18 protein-coding genes are annotated in these 18,867 nt (G+C 44.7%); 8 read left to right on the forward strand and 10 right to left on the reverse strand.

From position 1 onward, the window contains the following. Positions 1 to 59 precede the first annotated feature (59 nt). Together R7P64_RS00695 and R7P64_RS00700 are read right to left on the reverse strand one after the other, a co-directional pair. Positions 60 to 494: a hypothetical protein gene (locus tag R7P64_RS00695; RefSeq protein WP_017820067.1), complete on the reverse strand. Its 435-nt coding sequence runs from the start codon at positions 492 to 494 to the stop codon at positions 60 to 62. 18 nt (positions 495 to 512) lie between these two features. Further along, complete coding sequence (locus R7P64_RS00700; protein ID WP_085569453.1) at positions 513 to 1,046, reverse strand: GNAT family N-acetyltransferase; 534 nt, start codon at positions 1,044 to 1,046, stop codon at positions 513 to 515. Between the two features lie 358 nt (positions 1,047 to 1,404). Between R7P64_RS00700 and R7P64_RS00705 the strand changes: the two genes are divergently transcribed. Together R7P64_RS00705 and R7P64_RS00710 are read left to right on the forward strand one after the other, a co-directional pair. Then, positions 1,405 to 1,653 (forward strand): hypothetical protein, encoded by a 249-nt coding sequence (locus tag R7P64_RS00705; RefSeq protein ID WP_005374593.1) that lies wholly within the window; start codon positions 1,405 to 1,407, stop codon positions 1,651 to 1,653. Positions 1,654 to 1,945: 292 nt separating this feature from the next. Then, a complete protein-coding gene (locus R7P64_RS00710) occupies positions 1,946 to 2,422 on the forward strand; it encodes an Lrp/AsnC family transcriptional regulator (protein WP_005374595.1) in 477 nt (158 codons plus the stop codon). A gap of 103 nt (positions 2,423 to 2,525) precedes the next feature. Here the strand turns inward: R7P64_RS00710 and R7P64_RS00715 are convergent, their stop codons facing one another. After that, on the reverse strand, positions 2,526 to 3,233 hold the full coding sequence (locus tag R7P64_RS00715) for a DUF445 domain-containing protein (protein WP_262657676.1): 708 nt from the start codon (positions 3,231 to 3,233) through the stop codon (positions 2,526 to 2,528). A gap of 592 nt (positions 3,234 to 3,825) precedes the next feature. Beyond that, positions 3,826 to 5,676, reverse strand: coding sequence for an ABC transporter ATP-binding protein (locus tag R7P64_RS00720; protein ID WP_005374597.1), 1,851 nt, complete (start codon positions 5,674 to 5,676; stop codon positions 3,826 to 3,828). 404 nt (positions 5,677 to 6,080) lie between these two features. On the opposite strand from R7P64_RS00720, the gene R7P64_RS00725 reads away from it, so the two are divergent. Then, positions 6,081 to 7,082, forward strand: a complete 1,002-nt coding sequence (locus R7P64_RS00725) for an arginine deiminase-related protein (RefSeq protein WP_318123028.1) — start codon at positions 6,081 to 6,083, stop codon at positions 7,080 to 7,082. A 265-nt stretch (positions 7,083 to 7,347) separates the two neighbouring features. Further along, complete coding sequence (locus tag R7P64_RS00730; RefSeq protein ID WP_213965799.1) at positions 7,348 to 8,586, forward strand: DEAD/DEAH box helicase; 1,239 nt, start codon at positions 7,348 to 7,350, stop codon at positions 8,584 to 8,586. 66 nt (positions 8,587 to 8,652) lie between these two features. Here R7P64_RS00730 and R7P64_RS00735 read toward each other — a convergent pair whose 3' ends face one another. Further along, the gene (locus R7P64_RS00735) at positions 8,653 to 9,345 is read right to left on the reverse strand and encodes an MOSC domain-containing protein (protein WP_213965798.1); all 693 of its coding nucleotides are present in this window, start codon (positions 9,343 to 9,345) and stop codon (positions 8,653 to 8,655) included. Between the two features lie 111 nt (positions 9,346 to 9,456). Here R7P64_RS00735 and R7P64_RS00740 point away from each other — a divergent pair, with 111 nt between their 5' ends. Together R7P64_RS00740 and R7P64_RS00745 are read left to right on the forward strand one after the other, a co-directional pair. Next, positions 9,457 to 10,272: an AraC family transcriptional regulator gene (locus R7P64_RS00740; protein WP_213966476.1), complete on the forward strand. Its 816-nt coding sequence runs from the start codon at positions 9,457 to 9,459 to the stop codon at positions 10,270 to 10,272. 88 nt (positions 10,273 to 10,360) lie between these two features. Continuing rightward, positions 10,361 to 11,353 carry a zinc-dependent alcohol dehydrogenase family protein gene (locus R7P64_RS00745; protein ID WP_213964021.1) on the forward strand — a complete coding sequence of 331 codons (993 nt, stop codon included), beginning with the start codon at positions 10,361 to 10,363 and terminating at the stop codon, positions 11,351 to 11,353. Between the two features lie 73 nt (positions 11,354 to 11,426). On the opposite strand, the gene R7P64_RS00750 is transcribed toward R7P64_RS00745, so the two are convergent. The 3 genes from R7P64_RS00750 to R7P64_RS00760 form a co-directional block, all read right to left on the reverse strand. Then, positions 11,427 to 12,122, reverse strand: coding sequence for a VC0807 family protein (locus R7P64_RS00750; protein WP_005383527.1), 696 nt, complete (start codon positions 12,120 to 12,122; stop codon positions 11,427 to 11,429). A 166-nt stretch (positions 12,123 to 12,288) separates the two neighbouring features. Then, on the reverse strand, positions 12,289 to 12,819 hold the full coding sequence (locus R7P64_RS00755; RefSeq protein ID WP_255209459.1) for a sigma-70 family RNA polymerase sigma factor: 531 nt from the start codon (positions 12,817 to 12,819) through the stop codon (positions 12,289 to 12,291). 120 nt (positions 12,820 to 12,939) lie between these two features. Further along, a complete protein-coding gene (locus R7P64_RS00760) occupies positions 12,940 to 13,626 on the reverse strand; it encodes a DJ-1/PfpI family protein (protein WP_318123033.1) in 687 nt (228 codons plus the stop codon). 126 nt (positions 13,627 to 13,752) lie between these two features. Between R7P64_RS00760 and R7P64_RS00765 the strand changes: the two genes are divergently transcribed. Together R7P64_RS00765 and R7P64_RS00770 are read left to right on the forward strand one after the other, a co-directional pair. Continuing rightward, entirely contained in the window at positions 13,753 to 14,709 is a 957-nt protein-coding gene (locus R7P64_RS00765) for a LysR family transcriptional regulator (RefSeq protein WP_005374613.1), read from the forward strand. Between the two features lie 127 nt (positions 14,710 to 14,836). Continuing rightward, positions 14,837 to 15,376: a CAP domain-containing protein gene (locus tag R7P64_RS00770; protein ID WP_195723056.1), complete on the forward strand. Its 540-nt coding sequence runs from the start codon at positions 14,837 to 14,839 to the stop codon at positions 15,374 to 15,376. A 77-nt stretch (positions 15,377 to 15,453) separates the two neighbouring features. Here the strand turns inward: R7P64_RS00770 and R7P64_RS00775 are convergent, their stop codons facing one another. Then, positions 15,454 to 15,873, reverse strand: coding sequence for a VOC family protein (locus R7P64_RS00775; RefSeq protein WP_005374615.1), 420 nt, complete (start codon positions 15,871 to 15,873; stop codon positions 15,454 to 15,456). A gap of 1,240 nt (positions 15,874 to 17,113) precedes the next feature. After that, positions 17,114 to 18,682 carry an alkyl hydroperoxide reductase subunit F gene (ahpF, locus tag R7P64_RS00780; RefSeq protein WP_238952382.1) on the reverse strand — a complete coding sequence of 523 codons (1,569 nt, stop codon included), beginning with the start codon at positions 18,680 to 18,682 and terminating at the stop codon, positions 17,114 to 17,116. Between the last annotated feature and the right edge of the window lie 185 nt (positions 18,683 to 18,867).

The raw sequence follows: 18,867 nt of genomic DNA on the forward strand, positions 1-18,867 counted from the left end.
TTTGTCTTTCTATTTAGAGACCAAATTGGCAACATTCTAGAATGTCTTCTCTTTTCGTTTTAGCGAGATTGATCATCAATTCTCTCTTCAAGTTGTTTCATTAAATCCTTTAACTGTAGAGAATCGAAATTGTCTGAATTCGGCACTTGGTAAGCGTCGTTGACTGTGTAGAGCATCAAACTTTTGCTAGAGAAGAACTCTTTCTGTATTTGGACTTTGACAATGTCATCAAGAGGTAGACGGAAGTAAACCGTTGAGCCCTGGCGGTATTTCAAGGTGTTGGTGCTTGCATCGATATCTAGCGTTTTAGGATTGAACGCGCGGCGCGTGAAGTACGTTGAGAGCAGTTTCAATCCTATTATTGTGAGTGCTACGAGTCCAAACTCGACGATCTTGTCTGCTAGGTAGGAAAAATAGAACAGCGACAACAATACAGTTCCTAGCAAGAAAGGGTTGTTCTTGGGCAGATTTTGTGAAGTTTCATGGATGATCATCCGACATATTCCTCGACTTTATTCAGAAGCGACGAACGTGAGTTGGTAGACACAAACCTTTCGTTCTTTGCCTTGCATGCGCAATGTTTTGTCACCGATGTAAGGGATATTTAGTTTTTGGATCACCGATTTAGAACGCTGATTGTCCACCAAATGCATCACGGTTATTCCGTTTAACTCAAAGTGCATTCGAGCAAATTCGAGTAAGGCTTTGGAGGCCTCGAATGCATAGCCTTTCCCCCAATGTGGCACGCCAACCCAGTAGCCTAATGTACCGTAGCCCTCTTCGATACGCGGTAAACTCACTGCACCAAGTAACTCCCCAGTGTTTCGCAAGGTAATAGCGTACGCCACGCCTTGATGCTGCTGATACATCGGATCGTGCCTATCTATCCATGCTTGCGCCATCGGTCGCTCATAAGGATGAGGGATGTTTGCTGTCATGTCGGCAATTCGCTTATCTCCAGCGAGTAAAGCCACTTGTTGGCAGTCATCGATATTGAATGGCCGGAGGACGAGTCTTTCGGTAGTGAGAATCGGTTGTATCGTCATGCATTTCTTCCTTGATGAGACGGCTATAGCTGCTAGCAACTGGTTTGCGGGGTAAATCGAGATAACAAGGCGTCTCGAAAGCTCGATCTAGCCAGGCGTGTAGTTGTCATGCGCCTTACTAAATAATAAGCCCGAACAATTGCTTATGTGTAATGTGTCGTATTATTACACACATAAGCACGTTTGCTCATATTGATGGTACAAAAGTTGAGGTCTGACCAATGTCTCAGTTTTTTGATACTTTCGTTCAATTTTTTGAAGATAGGGCACAAAAAATTAAAGGAGCTTTTTAATTGTGGAATTATTTTGAACAAAATATGTCAATTGTCAGTAGGACGAAAAAGTAGGGAGAAGAGAAATGCCGGATATATATTGCGCAGCTTGTAGAAAATCAACGCAACATAAAGTGATTATGAAGCGTTGCGAGCCTCAGTCTGTTGACTCGTTAACAGGCAAAATGGTGAGTTTTACACAGCTGATGGCGAAATTTGTATCAGGTGAACATTATTACGAGATGGAGCCTCAATACTACTGCCGTTGTTGTAATCATCGTGCAATTGGAGAGGTTGTTCCACATCCTACACGGCATACATCGGCCGCACTCTAATTCTGAGTGATAGCCATGATTAATGGCTAAATAGGGCAGTGTTGCCCGAACGACATATCTATACAGGCGTGTCATGCGCTTTCAAATTTGCGACTCCGCGGGAGCCGCTAGGTTGCTTTTTCTCTTCATATCACGGTTACTAAGTGAGCGGCAATAATCATAGCTCTTTCCCTCCTTCGTTGTTTTCTGGTTATTCTCTGCTGAATTTCACATGCTGTGCATTTGATGGTTTGCAATTGTTTGAGCAACGATTAATGTGATGCTTTCTAAGTGGTTACAAGGAAGTGGGTTAATGAGTTATCAATTGGACCGGATTGATTTACATATTTTGAGAGTGCTTCATTCGAGAGGCAGAATTCCAGTTGTAGAACTAGCAAAGCTGATTAACTTAACGACTTCTCCATGTTCTGATCGTGTAAAGCGGCTAGAAAAAGAAGGGTATATCAATGGTTATCATGCGGAGTTGAATGCGGAAAAGTTGGGGCTGGATGTGCAAGTATTCATCCATATTCGTTTAGACCAAACCAGTTTTTCTATTTTTGAAAAGTTTGCGAAAGCGGTGGAATTGATGCCTGAAATTGAAGAGTGCTACTCGCTCTCTGGAGATTTCGATACCATGATAAAAGTTCGTGTTAAGAGCATGAAAGCGTATCAGGAGTTTATGTCGAGCAAGTTAGGCACGCTTCCGGGCGTGATTCAAACTCGTAGTGAAGTGGTCATAGAAGAACATAAAACGGGATTTGGTGTTAATCCCGAGCTCCTTGGTTAGGCGAGGCATGTGTTGAGCCTCCTTATTGAGCGTGACTTGGCGTATTATTTTTTCAAGATAAAAAAAGGAGCCGAAGCTCCTTTTTTAATAAATCGGTGAGCGATTATGCCCCGATAAAGGTGCTGATAACGCCTATTAAACCACCAAAAACACCGCCCCAAACGACTAGCCATCCAAGGTGTTGTTTAATCATTTTTTGCACCATTTCTTTAACTAATGCCGGTGTTAATTCGCTTAAACGTTGATCGATGATACCTTCAATGTTCTGCTTTATCTCATCCATCATTGCAGGAGATTCGAATTGCTCTTTCAGTGCTTCTTTGATGTTATCGCTCTTGCTCAACTCAATGATGGATTCTTGCATCTTTTCGACGAAAGGTTGGCGCATGGGTTGTAGCGCTTCCGAGCCGCCAAACATCGCTAGCATGCCACCAAACTGAGAGCCTTCAATTACTTCCACTAGGGAATCAAATGCTGGATTTAAATCTACTTTCTCAATTACTGGTTGAAGATCGATGTTCACACCGCCCGCCATTTCTTTATTCAAGAATCGGTCAATGTTCGCTTCAGTAAAAAACTGTTCCATCATCAGTTTTTTGATAGCCAGTTTAAACTCTTCAAATCGCGCGGGGATCACGCCAGAACCGTATAATCCAGGCACTTTCTCAAACAGCATATGGATGGCAAGCCAGTTGGTGATGGCGCCTGAGAACGCAAACAGCCCTGCATACCAAAGATAGTCGTTTTGTAATTGATGACCTCCAGCCATCAAAGCGATAGCGAGGACATTCGTTAGCAAACTTTTGTTCATAGTGACCAGTTATATATGAATATCGGAAAGAATAAGTGGGCCTGATTCTATACCTAAGTCACATTAAGATGCTAGGTTTTGCCGTGATGAGTAGTCTTGTAGAGAAGGGACAAAAAATGAATGCTCAGAAAAACAAAACCCGACAATCATTGTCGGGCCACTGCTTTTTCTTAGAAAAACTAAGATTCTATTTTTAATTTTAGATGCGGTAGATCTTACAACAAAGTTGGCATTTCCATCTTTCTGAGTAGCCAAATAGCTTGTCAGCCCAACTTGGTTTGAGTTGTACGATCTGCATTGAACCACATTTACACATAAGCTAATTACCTTATTGTTAATATAATAACTAAGCCATCTATTGAGTATAGCTGTTTCTCAAAAAGTGAAATGACAAATGAAGACGGCTCAATACTCTGTATTGTGTTCATTGCAATGGATACGCAACGAGGCGGTATATTAGCAGAAAAAGTGTGAGCTTTATCATGGAGAGTGTTTCATATATGAGAAACCACAATGGCTATATGAGCATCTAGCCATGGATTTAAATAAAAAACGGCGCTTAAAGCGCCGTTTTTATTGAGCTTATCACTCGTTAAGAAGCGTGTTGATTGTCTAGTTCTTCAGCGATAAATCCGCCAGTTTGATGCGCCCAAAGCTGGGCGTAAATGCCGTTATTCGCAATGAGTTCTTGATGAGAACCTTGTTCAACGATGCTGCCTTTATCTAGCACGATGAGGCGATCCATTTGTGCGATGGTCGATAATCGGTGAGCGATAGCAATAACCGTTTTCCCTTGCATTAATTCATTCAAGCTTTCCTGAATCGCTGCTTCGACTTCTGAATCTAGAGCCGATGTTGCTTCATCCAATACCAGCAATGGTGCATCTTTGAGTAGCACACGAGATATTGCGATACGCTGACGTTGGCCGCCAGACAGTTTCACACCACGTTCACCAACTTGCGCATCGTATCCGACATTACCAAATGGGTCGGTCAGAGTTTCGATAAACTCATGGGCATGCGCTTGCTTAGTGGCTTTCAGCAAATCTTCTTCTGTCGCATCTGGATTGCCATACAAAATATTGTCTCGAATTGAACGGTGTAGCAGAGAAGTATCTTGGGTCACCATACCGATCTTTGAGCGCAAAGAGTCTTGTGTGACTTCTGAGATGTTCTGTCCATCGATCTTAATGCTGCCGTCTTCGACATCGTGGAAACGAAGTAACAAGTTCACCAACGTCGATTTCCCGGCGCCGGAGCGCCCAACCAAGCCGACTTTCTCTCCTGGTTTGATGTTGAGATCGAGGTGGCTAATCACGCCTTTGTTCTCACCGTAATGGAAGCTGACGTTATCAAAGTGAATGCCTCCTTCAGTGACAACCAAGTCTTTTGCACCTGGTTTATCTTTAATATCAATAGGCTTAGAGAGCGTTTTCATTCCATCGACAACGGTTCCCATGTTTTCAAAGAGGGCGCCAACTTCCCACATTATCCACATAGACATACCGTTTACGCGCAATGCAAGACTAACAGCAATCGCAATCGCGCCAACGCTAATGGCACTATCCAACCACAGGTAAATCGATAAAGCAGCAACGGAAAATACCAAAATATAGTTTGAGATCTCTACAGCGACGTCGAAGCCGGTCACTAGGCGCATTTGACGATAGACCGTATTCAAAAATCCTTTCATGCCTTGCTCGGCATATTGGGTTTCGCGCTGGCTATGAGAAAACAGTTTGACGGTTTGAATATTGGTATAACTGTCTACGATGCGCCCTGTCATTGTCGAACGTGCATCGGCCTGCGCTGAAGCGACGTCTTTGAGCTTAGGGACAAAATAGATTTGGATAGCGATGTAAGCGAGTAACCAGACGATCATTGGGATCATCAAACGCCAGTCTGCCGTCGCTAACATAATGATCATGCTGGTGAAGTAAACCGTAACGTAAACAAACACATCCATAGCTTTCATTACGGTTTCGCGCACAGCTAATGAGGTTTGCATGACTTTCGTTGCGACTCGGCCTGCAAAATCATCTTGATAGAAGTTCAAGCTTTGATTGAGCAAATACCGGTGTGCAAGCCAGCGGATAGACATTGGGTAGTTGCCCAATAACGTTTGATGAACGAGCAACGAGTACAAGATCACCAATATAGGCATGACAACCAGCAATAAGGCTCCGTAGAAAATCAAATCCGATTTGTTGTCTTGTAAGAACGTTTCTGGATTGCTGGTAGACAACCAATCAACCAATTGTCCCATGGCGCCAAACAACATTACCTCAACAACAGCCACAATTGTGGCCATCAAAGACATGATGATCAAAGGCTTTTCATAACCACGAGTGTAATAACGCAGAAAAGCGAACATCCCTGAAGGAGGCTGATCCGGCGTAGATTTGGGGAACGGCTCTGTAAAGCCTTCAAATCGTTTAAACATAACTCATCCTAAAGTTAAAACAGTGCCATTTGGGGTGGCTAAATCCATCGATTCACGCTGCTTTGGACGAAACCGCGTGTATGAGAGTTTCTTGCCTGCTCCTCGATAAAGCAGACCGATTGACGAGAGGGGCGAAAAAATAGTCTAACCGATTGTGTCTTAAATGTAACTAGTTGGTTATGAGTGTGATTGTCTATGGTTCTGATTCTTATGATGAATTCTTATCATGTTCATCACGGTGCAATAAAAGCTTAAACCTGCAAGGTGACAATAAAATTTAGGGAAAAATGAACTTAATGCAGCAAAAATTACTTTTGGGCAATTAAATTAATTGTCAAAACAGCAAAACTGAAGTTAACAATAAATTTACAATCTCCTCATTCTAGTGATAAGGAATGTATTGGATGCTATTACACGAATCAGTGACCCAATTTGCTAATGGGAAAGAAGAAAGCACGCAAAGTGCTCAGCGCCAAACCGCAAACTGCGTAGTGATGGTGCCACCGAAAGAGTTTCGTTTTAATGAAGAAACCGCACAAGATAATGAGTTCCAACATAAAGTGTCACTCAGCCAAGAAGAAGTCTCACGTCGAGTAATGGCCGAGTTCGCGAGTATGGTTGCAACGCTGCGTCAAGAGGGCGTTCAAGTTGTTGAGTTTGATTATCCAACTTCAGATGTTGCAACGCCAGACGCGGTATTTCCAAACAATTGGTTTAGCACTACGCCAGATGGCACGTTGTACACCTTTCCAATGGCCTGTGAAAACCGTCAAAAAGAAGTACGTCCCGATGCGCTTGTGGCAGCACTAGCGCAAGCAGGGCGAGAAGTTCATCGACGCAGCAGTCTAACTGAATATCTTGATGAGCAAGCGTATTTAGAAAGCACGGGTGTGATGGTGTTTGACCACCTAAATAAAACGGTCTACGCCGCACTCTCACAACGTTGTGATCGTCTGGTTTTAGAAGATTACGCCGATCGTATTGGCTATGAACGAGTGATTTCTTTCCAAACTCGTTTGCCGTCTGGTGCGCCGATTTATCACACCAATGTGATGATGGCGGTTGGCGAACAGTTTTGCGTGATTTGTGACGAAGTGATCCCAGAATTTGAGCGTCGTTTTGTAATGAAGTCACTCGCCAAAGACAAGCAAGTCATCTCAATTTCGCTTGATCAGATGAACCAGTTCTGCGGTAACATTCTGCAACTGGAAACGATCAACGGCGACAAGGTGATTGCGATGTCGCAATCGGCGTACGATGCATTCTCACCAGCACAAAGAAACCAATTGGCAACGCACGGTAAATTGCTGCCATTCGACGTTTCTACCATAGAATCTATTGGTGGTGGTTCGGTTCGTTGCATGTTGGGTGAAGTGTTCTTACCGAATCGTAAAGCTTTGCTTTAATAAACTGCACATTTCTTTTCAGCCGCAGTGAAAGGCTGACGAAGCGTTCTCTTCAAGGGTTTTTAGCCGTTAGCTCTGTGGCAGTACAGACTAACGGCTTTTTTGCGCTTTTTAGTTTTCTGACGATTTGCGTAGGTGACGCTTGGTTTAAGCGCCTAAAGTAGGATGGTTCACCTAGCAGATTGTGGTAAAGTCCGCGCCTGCGTTTTACCGCATCTTCATTATTTTTATTGCTTCTTCAACCCAAAGTACAAGGTTTTCGTTAATGCCATTTTCTACTCTCTCATTGAGTTCTGAGCTGATTCACGCACTGCCAAAAGACTTCAAGAAACCGACCGATATTCAAGCGTTGGCCATTCCTGAGCTGTTGGCTGGTCAAGATCTATTGGCTTTGGCAAATACAGGCAGCGGCAAAACCCTGGCTTATGGTTTGCCTTTGTTGGAAAAGCTGGGTGTCAATCCAGAGCAAAAAGCGCTGATTCTTGTGCCAACTCGTGAGCTGGCAATGCAAGTGAGTGAAGCAATTAACCAAGTTGGTCAAGTTCTTGAACTCAACGCAGTGTGTTTGTGTGGCGGCGTTGATAAAGAGCAACAACAGCAGGCGCTAGCGACAAATCCTCATATCCTTGTCGCGACGACAGGTCGTTTGGTTGATCTGGCAAACAACGGTTTAGACTTAAGCAATATCCATTACCTAGTGTTGGATGAGGCGGATCGTCTGTTGGATATGGGCTTTTGGCCTGACGTGCAAAATATTGCGGGGCAGATTTCAAACCAGCGTCAAACCGCAATGTTCTCGGCAACGTTTTCAGATGAGTTGAAGGGTAAAGCGAAGCTGCTTATGCAGGCACCAAAGCAAGTTGCAGCGCATCAAGAAAACAGCACCAACCAAGATATTGCTGAAACGCTGTACCTCGTCAACAAAGGCAGTAAAACCAAGGCATTGATTGAACTGATTCAAAAAAACGCGTGGACTAAGGCATTAGTCTTTATTGGTGCGAAAGAGAACGCCGATGGCTTAGCGAAGAAGCTGAATAAAGCGGGCATCTCAACCAATGCGCTGCATGGCAATAAGAGTCAAGATGAGCGAGAAGAAGCACTGGCGCAGTTTAAATCTGGGCAAATTCAGGTGTTGATTGCCACCGATCTACTAGCGCGTGGCATTCACATTGAGCAATTACCTGTAGTGATCAACTTTGAACTGCCAATGCATGCAGAAACTTACGTTCACCGAGTAGGACGTACCGCTCGCGCAGGCGAACAAGGCGTGGCGGTGTCATTGGTTTGTCATGGTGAAATGGACGCACTAAACGCGATTCGTCACCTGACTCAACGTGCATTGCTAGTGCAAGATCTGGTTGGTTTTCCAGTAACGGATAAGCCATCAACTGGCGAGAGCAAACGCGCGCCACGCGATAAAAAAGCCAACCGCCGAACTCATGCTAAGAAGAGCATTAAGCAGTTCCAAGGTAAGTCGAAACGCCCAGCCCCGAGTGCGAAGTAAACCAAAAAAACACGCTCTGGCGGCATAGTTGGTTCAGAGCGTGGCTTAAAATTTTACTTTGGGGTGTCAACTCACAGTTGGGCCAACCAAGCGCATTTCCCAATCTTCAACTTCGCCAGTTTCTAGGCGGCGCTCGACCAACTTGCCCCAAGACTCGACTAACGGCAGCTCAGACAGCTGAGTGAGTTCTTTTCTATCTAAACAGCCAGTGAAAACCGCGCCCATGATGCGAGCCAGTGGCCATTCTGGATAAGGTCTTTCGCACAGAATAATCTCGTCGCCTGCACCGATATCGCCTTCTTCCAACACTCGGAAATACCAGCCTGTTCGAAGCGTATCTTGCAGTCTTCTCGCCATATCGTGTTGGTCAAAGCGTACGTTAAGTTTCCAACAAGGCATGCGACCTTGCGACACTTCCAGTAGTGTTGAGCCGATGCGAATTTTATCTTTCAAGCAAATCGTGGATTCGGTTACGCCTTCGGAGCTGATGTTTTCGCCAAAGCCGCCGGCGGATTGGAAAATGGTTCTTTCGCCTAATTCTTGTTGCCAGATTGGGTAGTGCTCGCTTGGGTAAATATGAAGCGCTTTTTGAATGCCACCATGAAAGCGTGGATCACCTTGCTCATCACTGATAAAACCGAGCTCTGTTGCATGCTGGCGCTCAGGCAGCACTTGTTTGTTGATTGCGCTTTGCGCACCATGAGCATAAGGGACGGTTTTCCCTGCTAGCACAGCTTTTACGACGCCGATTTTCTTCATGTAACCTCCTTATTATTTGAATGAGAGATAAAGTGTTTACCTTCATTCGCGATGCGGAGCATGATAGCCTAGTAAACTTGTGTCGGTGTAGGGGTGAAAAGACAACTAACAATGCTAACTCGCCAAATTGATTCGAAGTCAGGCGTCGTCACCTCCAATGAGATGATGGCCGCGAATTCCCATTCTCCTGTTTTAGTGAAAACCATCGACATGCCAAAAGGTTACATTGATGCGCTGCATCAACACACTTGGCATCAAATCATCTTTCCTATCAAAGGGTTATTGCAAACACAAACGGAGCATTATCAGCATTTGGTTCCGCACACTTCTGCGTTATTTGTTCCTGCGGGTGTTCAACACGAGTCGATTGCTCTAAGCAATACGATATTTGTTGGTATTTACCTCAACCCTGAGTTTGGCGCAACGTACGAGCCACAAGTGAGAACCATTGCTTTAACGCCGTTTTTAAATGAGCTTTTACAAGAGATCCGCAGACAGTGTGAAGGTGAGACAAGCCACGAAGAAGTGCTGCATTTGCTGGCGGTGTTGCATGATCAAATTTTGAAAAGCAACGTGCAGACATTTCAGTTATTGCTGCCACAAGACAGACGACTAAAACTGATTTTCGAGCGACTGACTGACGAGCCAGCGTTGAGCTGTTCGCTAAAAGAGTGGGGGGAGAAAATTGGGGCGTCTGAGCGTACTTTATCACGGCTGTTCGCCAAGGAATTCAACACTTCATTTCTACTTTGGCGGCAACAAATTCGGCTAATTTACTCGCTTTCTTTGTTAGATGAATCGTTGCCAATCCAAGCCATTGCAGACCTAGTGGGTTATCAAAACGACTCATCCTACATCAAAGCATTTAAAGCCTATTTTGATATGACGCCACAACAGTTTAGAGTGAACGGCGCATCGCGCAGGTAGAAATACAGAGTTTCGACTTCACTTAATGCTTTTGAGTAGAAGTTACGAAACTTCCTTTTTGAATTTCAATTACATGGTATGAATAACAATGGCACCAACGATAAATACTCGAGTGAATCAATTCTGTTTTGGTCAACCCAAAACGTCGCTGTCGTTGGAAAAAGAGCCCCTCAAACCGCTTGCTCAGGGCAAGGTTCGGGTGCGACTGGAAGCCACCAATATTAACCCAAGTGACTTGCTTTCCATTCATGGTGTTGGGCAATACCGCCGCGTTCACGTACCACCTCGCGTGCCGGGATTTGAAGCGGTTGGGCGTGTGGTGGAAGTCAGTGCAGTTGATCAAACTGACCTTCAAGTTGGGCAAAAGGTGTTGGTGGCGATGAGTGGGACTTGGCAATACTACATAGATGCCTCGCCTGAGAATCTTTTTCCGCTACCTGAGAGTTTGGAGAACGGCTATGCCTGTCAGTTGTACATCAACGCGTTAACCGCGTGGGTGATCACCACTAAAGTAGCTAAGTTGAACAAAGACGATGTGGTGATCATCAATGCAGCAGGGTCAGCGATCGGTAAGATATTTGCCCAGCTCGCCCATTCACTGGGTTTTGCACTGATTGCTGTGACCTCAAAGCGAGACGAGTATCCGTACGATACCATTCCAGTGTTGGACGCGAAGAAAAACTTACAAGCGCAGCTGCAAACGCGCCAACTGCCACAACCAACGGTCGCTTTGGATGCGATAGGCGGTGAGGCTGGCACGGATCTCATTCGTACCTTGAAAGAAAACGGCCAATACATCAACTACGGAACATTGTCGTTAACGCCTTATACGCCTGAGTTTTTTGAATCGATGAAGGCCAACAACATCGACTTTAGTACATTCTTTTTGCGGTATTGGGAAGAATCGGTAGGTAAAGGCGGGAGAAAGACGGTGTTCGCTGAAATGTTAGAACACTTTATTAGCAGCGACATAAAGTTAAACGTTGCATATGATCTGTCGTTAGAGGACTTTCAAACAGCGATTGAAATGGTTGAGCGACGCTCGTCAGCAGTGTCAGGTAAAATCATTTTGACGCTATGATTTACAGTGAGTCTGTTGAGAAAAGGGAGGATAAAATCCTCCCTTTTTTATGGGTTTATTTGTAATGATAGGGCTATTTTAGATGGAAGATTTGCTCTGTTTCGAGCGATGTCATCGCACGTACTTGACGCCAAATGTAATAAAAAATACCAAACATCATCAACATACTTGGGATGGCAATCATTGGGTAACTGTACAGCGTCATTTTTCCTAACTCTTCGTTAAAGGCAGCAGTACCAGAAGGGCTAGTCACAATCCAAGTCGCAAGGAAGTAGTTCATTGCAGATGAGAACGCAAAAGTACTTGCAAACAGGTAGTTAGAAGACATAAGGCAACGTTCGAACGCATCGGTTTTACCATTTTCTTTTAAACGTTGGTTAATCAACGCGAGATTCAACACTGTGTCATTCAGTACTAACTTCTGCATCAGTGGGTAGCGGGTAAACGTTGACCCCAAAACCGCTAAACCGATCAGGCCAGGAATCAGGGCTTCTTTTAGTGCTAACCAGCGTGTATCAAGCTCTAACAAGCCGATGCCACCAGTTAGTAGAACACTGATAAAGCCCAGAGCAGAAATAAAGTTAAATTTCTTGTTACGGACAAGGTCCATACCGCCATAAATGATAGGAAATAGCAAAGCGACAACCAGCGCCATTGCTGTCCCTAGATGCTCATCGCCACTAAACTTCATCAAAATGAAGGAAGGGATAAATACGTTGAAAAGGATTTCAAATAAGGGATTCGGCTTTTTCGCCGTCGTGTTACTCATAATGTTTTACTGACTCTACTCTATGTCGGCTGTTATTGTACTTTGACAAGAAGTGTTCATCTAGTCGCGCTTGATGTAAAGCGTTAAAGCGTCGAGTTGTGTAACGACTTATGAAATAGACCGGAGCATAGCCAGTTAGTTTACATGGTTGACTACTTTTTGTGTCTTAATGACTCTCCTTCTGTGCGATGATCTGATTACGCGCTCTGAATAATCGAGTCGCCACTGTGTTGTGGTTGAGCCTCAAGGCTTGGGCAATTTCATCATGATTCAACCCAGCCACTAAGCTCAAGAGCAACGGTTCTCGGTATTTGGGTTCGAGAATCATCATTTGTTTTTGAAGCCAATCTTGGGCCATGTCGTAGTCACTGCCAGGGTAGGTTTTTGTCTGTATTGCACACTCATCAATGTCGACAAAATCGTACTGTTTTCTATCAAAGCGCCGAGCATTCTCACGACGCAAAATAGTAATGAGCCAAGACTTCGCGGCGTTGGGGTCATTTAATTTATCAAAGAATCGCCACGCTTTCAGAAAGGTTTCTTGCGCTAAATCTTGAGCAAGGTGGTGATCTTTGCATAACCAATACGCGAGACGGTAGATCTCTTGGTATCGATCTTTCGTCAGTGCTTCGTAACGTTTATGTTTTTCCATAGCATTAAGATAAAAAGTTTGGAGAGCACGTTGTGTCTGCCAGATGAACGACAACCCTTTTTATCGCTTTTACAGTGATAAAAAGGGTTGTTCGATTAGGAAGACAAATTCGAAGAGTTAACCTTCCAAATATCGAAGGGTGACTCTGATTTCTTTCTTACACGCTTAAAATGGTTGGTTGGAAAAGCGTGAGTACTGGATGGCATCTGCGACTTCCTGAGCTTTAGACTCTGAAGTCATAAGGTGAAGTAGCTTAAGAGCAGCTTGATAGCTAACTAGGCTACCGTTCGAAGTGATAACGCCATCATCAATGACAAAATTCTGGTCGACTTGTACTTTGACTGCTGGGTAATCTCTTTGAAAGCCGTTTTCACCTCCGGCCCAAGTTGTTGCTTTTTTACCGTTTAAAAGGCCAGCTTCGGCTAACAAATACGCGCCAGAGCAATTACTTGCCATCCAATCTGCCGCCTTTGAGGTAGTTCTAATAAAGTGAATGAGATCTTTATTTTCGATTAGTGCATCCATGTCATAGCTGGATGTTAAAACCAATACGTCGAGTTCCGGCAGATCACCAATCCAAGCATCCACACCAATTTTTAATCCTTCTTCAGTGGTGATGGTTTTCTGATCTGAGACGGAAATGGTGAGCACGTCATAATCACTAAACCAAGTGAGACGACTTGCGACGCCAAAGACCTCTAAAGGCGCAGTAACATCAGAGGTCAGTACGCCATCGTAAACCAGAATACCAATTCGTTTATCTGCGGCATGTGCTGTTTGAAGCACCCCAAAGAATAGGACTAGTGTCGCTATCAATAGTTGTAGTGCATTCTTCAATCCGATTTTACCCATGGTTTTTTCCTCGCTAACAGAGCATCAAGTTATTGAGGTTCATTATATTTAGGCTAATTAGTGATTGAAGAGCCACTTGGTCTTTACTAAAGTGAATAAAATTCATGAATAGAGTTCATTGGTTATATGGATAAGATACGGTCCCTACGATTTTTTATTGCCACTTTAGATGGCGGTAGTTTTGCTGCGGCTGCCAAAGTGTATGGCACTGACCCTTCGACCGTGAGCAAAGCCATACATCGTCTTGAAAGCGATTTGGGTATACAGCTTTTTCAACGTTCTACGCGACAGAGCCGACTGACAGAAGCTGGTCGTCGGTACGCAAATACTGCTAGGTTTGTACTGGAAGAGCTGGCGGCATGTGAGGATTCATTAAAAAGTCACAATGATGCACTTTCAGGGCAGCTTAAGATTAATGTGCCAGTCTCGTACGGTCGCCTCTATATTCGTCCTTTATTAAAAGAGTTTTGTCGCCGCTACCCTAACATCACTATCGATATTCATTACGATGACGCCTACGTTGATATTATTGAGCAAGGTATTGATGTGTCGATTCGCTCTGGTGTCGTTCACGATAGTCAATTGATTGTGCGTCAGCTCAGCCCTATCGATTTTATCATTTGTGCCAGTCAGGATTACTTAGCGCGCCATGGTGTTCCGAGTGGCTCGGATGTATTCAATGACCATTCTTGGGTTCGTTTTCGTTTTAAACAAACGGGGAAACTGTTGCCGATTCGGATGCCAGAACCAGACGGTGCGAGTGAATATGACCCCGAAAGAAACTACATTGTAAATGACGGTGAATCTATGGCAGAGCTTTGCGCAGAAGGCTTAGGATTAACTCAGATCCCTCATTTTATCGCGAGAGACTGGCTTAAAGCGGGGCGTTTAGTGCCGATATTTCCGAGCATGCGCCAAGCAGGAAATGGCGTGTATCTTCTCTATGCCAACCGGGAATATGTGCCTGCCCGAGTTAGGGTGTTCATCGATTTTATCACTCAAGCAATACAGGATATGGATGAAACGCCATTCCATACTTGGGCTGAAACGTTGCCGATTTATCGACCGAACCAAGGCGATTGAAAACTTCATGTGAGTCTTTGGTTAAAAACCCCTAAGCTATATGGTGCTTTTATTGGTTTTTGTTAGTTTATTGGGCGTTATTATCGAAAAGCGCAGTTTGCTCTTCGTCACTCATAAAGGAAATACAATGCCAACTAAGATCTTAGTGCCTGCTTTGGCCCTACTTCTCAGCGCATGTGGCGGCGATGGGGAGTCGTCAGCCCCAGCAGAAAGCGGCTCACAAAACACAGGTTCCACATCGTCACAAGGCACATTTGCCGAGCAGATGCTTGCAGCGGTCAACAGCGCCCGCTCTACTACACAACAGTGTGGCGCAACCACCATGCCACCTGTTGGGGCTCTGACTTGGAGCTACGATTTGGAAAGCGCCGCTTATCGACATTCAAGCGATATGGCGAACAGCGATTTCATGAGCCACACAGGCTCTGATGGCAGCAAAATGTCAGATCGAGTTAACGCAACGGGTTATGCTTGGAGCGCCATTGGTGAGAATGTCGCCGTAGGGCAAAGCAGCATTAACGCCGCCATTAATGCTTGGTTATCGAGTGAAGGTCACTGCCTTAATATCATGAGTGCGGATTTTGATCAGATGGGCGCGTCGCTTGTCGAAAATCACTCTGCACGCTACGGATATTACTGGACTCAGGTTTTTGCCAAACAGCGCTAATGCGATAAAGAAGCCTGATAGATAAAATAAAACGCCAGCAGTCACTATCTGCTGGCGTTTTATTATTTACATCTCTTTTAGCTTGTCAGGTTACGAAGTTTTGGGTCATCCGCCAGATATTCAACAAATTCAATCTCAAAACCGGCAGGGTCAACAAAATACACATTTTTGCGGTATGGTTCATCAGCACCAGGTTGGGCAATCGGATAACCTGCATCGGTTAGTCTTTTGATGATTGCATCGACGTTGTTGGTCACATAAGCAAAATGCGCTAGCCCAACTTGGTGCCCGCTCAACTCGCGGTTTTCACCTTCGCCATGGTCACTCATGGCTATGTATTGATACTCGTCGCCAAAATGTAGCCAGTTTCTTGGTTTGCCACTCCATTCGCCTTTACCTTCATCACGCACGTACCAATGTGGAAATGCAGTTTGGTAAAACTTCAGCATTTCAGGGATATCTTTCACGACTAAGTTAATATGTTCTAGTTGGATCATGATGTGCTCCTTTTTGTCATTTTCTAGCCAACGATGAACATGCTAAAACCTCAAGTTATATTGAGGTAAAGGGCTTTTTTAAAATTTTTTAGGGTTGATATCTTTGGATCTGGATACATTGAGAGATTCGGTGGGTTTGGTGCTTTGAATCTGAAAGCTGGGTTAGGGGCTTGCAACCTTGTTTCACCTTTTGTTTGTTCGTGTTCGTGCTACTCATTTTCGATCGAGTTTACGGTGAGTAGATTCCCAGTCTCGCCTAGGTTCGCGGGAATGACGGAAAGAGAGTGCTAGACTAAGAGCGTCATTCTGAAAGAGCCTAAGCGAGTATTCAGAATCTACTTTCAGCACGTTGTGATGCTGGTGGAGTGAATTGAATTATCTGTGACTGTAAAACTTTCCACCTTACACTCGGAATGATGAGACCTTGAGAGTTTGATATAAGGGGGAGGTTAGGTGGGGTTGTTGGTTTGAGGCTGAATGTTGGGTAAGGTGTTTGCAACCTTGTTTCACCTTTTGTTTGTTCGTGTTCTTGCTAATCATTTTCGATCGAGTTTTTGGTGAGTAGATTCCCAGTCTCACCTAGGTTCGCGGGAATGACGGAAAGAGAGCTAAACGAGCAGCGTCATTCTGAAGGAGCCTAAGCGAGTATTCAGAATCTACTTTCAGTGTGTTGTTATGTTGCGTTGTGAATTGAATTATCCGCGAGCACAGAACCAGTTCCTCCCTTTTGAGCTCTGCGTGTTGAGAGCTTCGGAGTTTGATACAAGGGGAGGTTAGGTGGGGTTGCTGGTTGAATGTTGGGTAAAGTGCTTGCAACCTTGTTTCAACTTTTGTTTGTTCGTGCTACTCATTTTCGATCGAGTTTACGGTGAGTAGATTCCGAGTCTCACCTAGGTTCGCGGGAATGACGGAAAGAGAGCTAAACGAACAGCGTCATTCTGCAAGAGCCTAAGCGAGTATTCAGTATCTATTCGCAGCGCGTTGTGATGCTGGTGGAGTGAACTGAATTATCCGTGATTGTAGAGCCATTCCCTCCAGTTTGAACTCGGAGCGCTGAGGGATTTGTTTACACCTCTCCCCAAACAAAAAAAGCCAGCAGTTAATACCTGCTGGCAAAGTCTTTGGGCTTCTAGGTTTTTTTGATTTTATTTCTTGTTACTCATCGCTGTCACGGTGCCCCGATTGGTTTTCCGGGGAAGAAAACACAGCACCGTGCGCTTTGTGCTCAAGAAATTGGAGATTAACCTTGCTTACGGATTAGGTAGTCAAATGCGCCTAAGCTTGCTTTTGCACCTTCACCCATCGCAATGATGATCTGTTTGTAAGGAACGGTTGTTGCGTCACCGGCTGCGAACACACCTTCTAGGCTCGTATCGCCACGGCTACCGACCTCGATTTCGCCGCGCTCAGATAGCGCTACTTCTGAATCTTTTAGCCATTCTGTGTTTGGTACTAGACCGATTTGAACAAAGATACCTGACAGTTCAATCTCTTTGATCTCATCTGTGTTGCGATCTTTGTACTTCAAGCTTGTTACGCGAGTACCGTCACCCACTACTTCTGTTGTTTGCGCCATCGTGATGATGTCTACGTTTGGTAGTGAGTTCGCTTTGTCGATAAGCACTTGGTCTGCACGAAGTACGTCTGCAAATTCAAGAACCGTTACATGTTCTACAATACCAGCAAGGTCGATAGCAGCTTCGATGCCTGAGTTACCACCACCGATAACTGCGGTTTTCTTGCCTTTGAACAGTGGGCCGTCACAGTGTGGGCAGTACGCGACACCTTTGTTGCGGTACTCTTGCTCACCCGGAACGTTCATTTCACGCCAGCGTGCACCAGGGCTTAAGATGACACTCTTACTCTTCAGCGTTGCGCCGCTTTCAAGTTGGATGTGAATCAAACCATCTTCTGTATGTGCTGCGCCCATTAGCTTCTCAGCTTGTTGCTCAGTCACGACGTCTACGTCGTATTCTTTTAGGTGTTCTGCTAGGTCAGTTGCTAGTTTTGGACCTTCAGTACGTTTTACCGAAATGAAGTTCTCGATTGCCATGGTGTCCATAACCTGACCACCAAAACGCTTAGCAACAACGCCAGTACGAATACCTTTACGAGCAGCGTATAGTGCAGCTGCGCTACCACCAGGACCACCGCCGACAACAAGCACGTCGTATGGGTCTTTTTCGCTCAGTGCTTTCGCCGCTTTCTCGCTCGCGCCGTCATCCACTTTGTTTAGGATTTCAGTCAGAGACATACGGCCTTGACCGAATAGCTCACCGTTCACGAATACACTTGGTACTGCCATGATGTCGCGTTGTTTCACTTCATCTTGGAACAAACCACCGTCGATCATGGTTGCTTTTACTTTCGGGTTGATCGCCGCCATCATGTTGAACGCTTGAACCACGTCCGGACAGTTTTGACACGACAATGAAATGAAGATTTCTACGTCTAGATCTTTGTCTAGTGCTGCGATTTGCTCAATCACTTCTGGTTCTAGTTTGATTGGGTGACCGCCAGAATGAAGCAGTGCCAATACTAGAGAGGTAAATTCGTGACCCATTGGCAAGCCTGCAAAGCGTAGTGCTGTGCCTTTTGCTGGGCTAGTTACCGCCATCACTGGTTTACGTGCGCTTGCGTTGTCGTCACGTTCAACGGTGATTAGGTCGCTCATCTCTGCGATTTGGTTCGCTAGAGACAAAATGTCATTCGATGCTTTGCTTTCATCTAGACTAACCACTAAACGAACTTCTTCTTTTACATTAGCCAGATATTGTTTGAGTTGTTGTTGGATCGCTTGGTCTAACATAGTTGTTACTACCTTAATTAAATAGTTACCAATCAAAACAAGTATTTGTTCATTCTTGCTAGCTAAAATCGTTGATAACTGCGTTATAGATTTTGTAGTTAGAGTAACTAGCTATCGAAAATCTATGCCTGGTTCTAAACGATTTTTTCTACGCAATTACTGCACACCTACTTATTCAGATAGGT

Origin of the sequence: Vibrio sp. 2304, from assembly GCF_033339475.1 — a bacterium.
GTDB lineage: Bacteria > Pseudomonadota > Gammaproteobacteria > Enterobacterales > Vibrionaceae > Vibrio > Vibrio alginolyticus.

Bases quoted from the DNA above. Each gene is read 5' to 3' on its own strand.
- R7P64_RS00745 (WP_213964021.1), top strand. From the start codon at position 10,361: ATGGCACCAACGATAAATACTCGAGTGAATCAATTCTGTTTTGGTCAA.
- R7P64_RS00720 (WP_005374597.1), bottom strand. From the start codon at position 5,676: ATGTTTAAACGATTTGAAGGCTTTACAGAGCCGTTCCCCAAATCTACG.
- R7P64_RS00705 (WP_005374593.1), top strand. From the start codon at position 1,405: ATGCCGGATATATATTGCGCAGCTTGTAGAAAATCAACGCAACATAAA.
- R7P64_RS00695 (WP_017820067.1), bottom strand. From the start codon at position 494: ATGATCATCCATGAAACTTCACAAAATCTGCCCAAGAACAACCCTTTC.
- R7P64_RS00770 (WP_195723056.1), top strand. From the start codon at position 14,837: ATGCCAACTAAGATCTTAGTGCCTGCTTTGGCCCTACTTCTCAGCGCA.
- R7P64_RS00730 (WP_213965799.1), top strand. From the start codon at position 7,348: ATGCCATTTTCTACTCTCTCATTGAGTTCTGAGCTGATTCACGCACTG.
- R7P64_RS00700 (WP_085569453.1), bottom strand. From the start codon at position 1,046: ATGACGATACAACCGATTCTCACTACCGAAAGACTCGTCCTCCGGCCA.
- ahpF (WP_238952382.1), bottom strand. From the start codon at position 18,682: ATGTTAGACCAAGCGATCCAACAACAACTCAAACAATATCTGGCTAAT.
- R7P64_RS00750 (WP_005383527.1), bottom strand. From the start codon at position 12,122: ATGAGTAACACGACGGCGAAAAAGCCGAATCCCTTATTTGAAATCCTT.
- R7P64_RS00775 (WP_005374615.1), bottom strand. From the start codon at position 15,873: ATGATCCAACTAGAACATATTAACTTAGTCGTGAAAGATATCCCTGAA.
- R7P64_RS00765 (WP_005374613.1), top strand. From the start codon at position 13,753: ATGGATAAGATACGGTCCCTACGATTTTTTATTGCCACTTTAGATGGC.
- R7P64_RS00715 (WP_262657676.1), bottom strand. From the start codon at position 3,233: ATGAACAAAAGTTTGCTAACGAATGTCCTCGCTATCGCTTTGATGGCT.
- R7P64_RS00725 (WP_318123028.1), top strand. From the start codon at position 6,081: ATGCTATTACACGAATCAGTGACCCAATTTGCTAATGGGAAAGAAGAA.
- R7P64_RS00760 (WP_318123033.1), bottom strand. From the start codon at position 13,626: ATGGGTAAAATCGGATTGAAGAATGCACTACAACTATTGATAGCGACA.
- R7P64_RS00740 (WP_213966476.1), top strand. From the start codon at position 9,457: ATGCTAACTCGCCAAATTGATTCGAAGTCAGGCGTCGTCACCTCCAAT.
- R7P64_RS00710 (WP_005374595.1), top strand. From the start codon at position 1,946: ATGAGTTATCAATTGGACCGGATTGATTTACATATTTTGAGAGTGCTT.
- R7P64_RS00735 (WP_213965798.1), bottom strand. From the start codon at position 9,345: ATGAAGAAAATCGGCGTCGTAAAAGCTGTGCTAGCAGGGAAAACCGTC.